The following is a 3,069-nucleotide window of genomic DNA, read 5'->3' on the forward strand; positions in this document are numbered from 1 at the left end:
TGGGTTCTTTAATGGCTAAAGCGTATGTGCGTGGTTATCAGGGAAACAATATGCAAGGCAACGATGAAATTCTTGCCTGCGTGAAACATTTCGCACTTTATGGGGCGTCCGAATCGGGACGCGATTACAATACAATGGATATGAGCCGACTACGTATGTATAACGAATATCTGGCTCCTTATAAAGCTGCCGTTGACGCTGGTGTAGGCAGCATCATGAGCTCGTTTAATATCGTTGACGGTATTCCAGCCACAGCCAACAAATGGTTACTGACCGACCTGCTCCGGAATGAATGGGGCTTCGGAGGGCTATTGGTAACAGATTACAATTCGATAGCCGAAATGTCCTCCCATGGTGTCGCCCCTCTGAAGGAAGCCTCCATTCGCGCTTTACAGGCAGGAACGGATATGGATATGGTTTCATGCGGGTTCCTCAATACATTGGAGGAATCCCTGAAAGAAGCGAAGGTAACGGAAGAACAGATTAATATGGCTTGTCGCCATGTATTGGAAGCCAAATATAAACTGGGACTGTTCTCCAATCCGTATAAATATTGCGATGCCCTACGTGCCAAAGAGAAACTTTATACGCCTGAACACCGTTCTGCTGCACGTGCGATTGCAGCTGAAACATTTGTTCTGTTGAAGAATGACAACAACCTGCTTCCACTTGAACAAAAAGGCAGGATTGCCCTGATCGGTCCAATGGCAGACGCACGTAATAATATGTGCGGTATGTGGAGCATGACATGTACGCCGTCTCGTCACAGAACATTGTTGGAAGGAATTCGCGCGGCAGCGGGTGACAAGGCTGAAATTCTATATGCGAAAGGCAGCAACATATATTATGATGCGGAAACAGAAAAAGCAGCTACGGGCATTCGCCCGCTGGAACGTGGAGACAACCGGGAACTGTTGGACGAGGCTTTACGCGTGGCTTCCCGTTCAGACATCATTGTTGCCGCTTTGGGTGAATGTGCGGAAATGAGCGGTGAATCGGCTTCACGCACCAGTCTTGAGATACCCGATGCACAACAGGATTTATTGAAGGCTTTAGTGAAGACGGGCAAACCTGTCGTACTTCTTCTGTTCACGGGACGTCCTTTAGTCTTAAACTGGGAGGATGCGAATGTTCATTCCATATTGAATGTCTGGTTTGGCGGTAGCGAAACAGGGGACGCGGTTGCCGATGTATTGTTTGGCAAGATCACTCCAAGTGGCAAACTGACAACTACCTTCCCGCGTTCGGTGGGACAGCTGCCGTTATTCTACAATCATTTGAATACAGGTCGTCCTGATCCCGACAGTCATATATTCAACCGCTATGCCAGCAATTATCTGGATGAGAGCAATGAACCTCTGTATCCGTTCGGATATGGTTTGAGTTATACGGACTTTGTTTATGGTGAGTTGCAGATTAGCTCGGAAACCTTGCCTAAAAATGGTGAGTTGACTGTGTCTGTCACTGTAACAAACAAGGGGAACTACGATGGTTACGAAACTGTACAACTGTATCTTCGTGATATTTATGCGGAGATCGCCCGTCCGGTGAAGGAGCTGAAAGGTTTTGAACGCGTCTTCCTGAAGAGCGGGGAAAGTCGCGATGTTAAGTTTGTTATTACGGAAGATGACTTGAAATTCTATAATTCCGAATTACATTATGTTTACGAACCCGGAGAATTTGATGTTATGGTAGGACCGAACTCCCGTGATGTACAAACAAAAAGTTTCCAAGCAAAATAAAATAACATCTGATAAGTTACACCTATAATATTTATCATCTTCCACGTACAGATGGTTTAAGTTCCGGGTAAGATAAACATGAAACATTTACCAGATACGGATTATGCGGTCTTTTGATTGGCTAAAACTGTGTAATCCGTACCTGAAAAATAGCTATTGGAAATTTCCGGTACAACTCCGATATACTTTTTATCAGATGCTTGCCTCCATTCTTTGTCATCGTATCAGGCGCCTCAAGCCAGCACACAACCTTCCCATCCAACAAACACTAAAGTTTTTCTCATATTTTGCAAAAAATTTCTCGCAATCCCGAATCCGGTTATTTTGTCTTTTCATGACTATTTGTATCTCTTTCATTCGAGCGATTTGCTCCCTTTGATTCAGGAGTTCTTTATCCTGATAACCAATGATTTCAGCATATAAAATACAAATCTTTGTCTTTCCAATACACAGGTCCTCTAATGTGTCGATATACTCGGCTGTAGCTCGATCCTTATTCTGATGCAGGAATCCGATAAGGCTTTCTTCATCGACAGTGGTGATACCTTTCTCATACGACATCGGGAATCTTTTCATATCCGCCCAAAGCCAGATTACTTCTTTGTTGATTCCATACTTGGCCGCCGCTTCTTCTACGCTAATCCATTTTGGCATAATGCTTTTGTTTTAATGTGTTCCACAATAAAGATTGAATATTATTTTGTTTATGTGGAGCAACGGGCATTCACGTTTTCTGTATTTCGGGCGGACGGGAAATTGTTTAGGTTAGACTTTTTGGGGTAATCATAACCGACCGGACACAAAAAAGACGTGGATGCTGTTGCACCATTATCTACCTCCTAAGGCTAGCAATACCCTTGTACTAGACAATGATAACAACAGACACCCACGTCAATCGTTTATATATAACACATCTTTACCGGATATGTTGATATACAGTCGTTAACGTGGAGTATCTGTCGAATCATCTCTCCGTACAAAAGTTGCTAATTTTAGGAAGAGAGAGATAATACACATATACTCAATTAAGTAATATATAGCGCCTTCTACTAGTTTCATCACGCTGATGAGCAGAAAGCGTACGACAAAGATATACATATTTTTTTTTATGTGGTGGAAATATGGGAATAAATGCTGGAAGTTATGTATATTCAGCAAACCGGCCCAATTGTAATTCCTGGGAGATTTGGTTCAGGACAGCCATATCCCTGAAATTTGATTCATTCCAGACTGTTTTGAATAAAATAATGGAGTATTCTGAAAACGTTGTGATAAATCTGAAAAAGACGATTGAGTTTTTAAGATTCCCCGTTATCTTTTTATTATA

General features: G+C 42.6%; 3 protein-coding genes. 2 read left to right on the forward strand and 1 reads right to left on the reverse strand.

The genetic code is table 11. From position 1 onward, the window contains the following. A partial coding sequence (bglX, locus tag QZ076_RS21880) for a beta-glucosidase BglX (protein ID WP_293717228.1) occupies positions 1–1,742 on the forward strand: 1,742 nt, incomplete at its 5' end. A gap of 216 nt (positions 1,743–1,958) precedes the next feature. Here the strand turns inward: bglX and QZ076_RS21885 are convergent. Next, positions 1,959–2,396 carry a hypothetical protein gene (locus QZ076_RS21885; protein WP_004324475.1) on the reverse strand — a complete coding sequence of 146 codons (438 nt, stop codon included), beginning with the start codon at positions 2,394–2,396 and terminating at the stop codon, positions 1,959–1,961. 467 nt (positions 2,397–2,863) lie between these two features. Here QZ076_RS21885 and QZ076_RS21890 point away from each other — a divergent pair. Next, positions 2,864–3,069, forward strand: a 206-nt coding sequence (locus tag QZ076_RS21890) for a hypothetical protein (protein WP_293717229.1), incomplete at its 3' end; no start/stop codon positions are given.

The organism is uncultured Parabacteroides sp. (assembly GCF_905196875.1).
Taxonomy (GTDB): domain Bacteria; phylum Bacteroidota; class Bacteroidia; order Bacteroidales; family Tannerellaceae; genus Parabacteroides.